The 263-nt window shown below is 57.8% G+C and carries 1 pseudogene; it reads left to right on the plus strand.

The annotated features are described in order from the left end of the window. Positions 1 to 263: pseudogene (locus tag SB753_RS38315) on the plus strand (phenylalanine--tRNA ligase subunit beta); the annotation flags it as partial.

Consider the following 263-nt stretch of genomic DNA (forward strand, 5'->3'; position numbering starts at 1 on the left):
TGCGCCGATCCTGTTCGAAGTCGAAGCAGAGGCGCTGATGCAGCGCGCGCTGCCGGCCCCGACGGAAGTGTCGAAATTCCCGCCCGTGCGGCGCGATATCGCGGTCGTCGTCGATCAGAAAATCGAAGTTCAGGCGCTCTTTGACGAGATGCAAAAGGCGCTTTCGGACGAGGCTTGCAAGACCATTCAAAGGGTTGCGCTTTTCGATGAATTTCGTGCAAAATCAAATACTTCCGGCGGGCTGGCAGCGCACGAGAAAAGCC

Source organism: Paraburkholderia sp. SIMBA_053 (assembly GCF_046534895.1).
Taxonomy (GTDB): Bacteria; Pseudomonadota; Gammaproteobacteria; order Burkholderiales; family Burkholderiaceae; genus Paraburkholderia; species Paraburkholderia caledonica.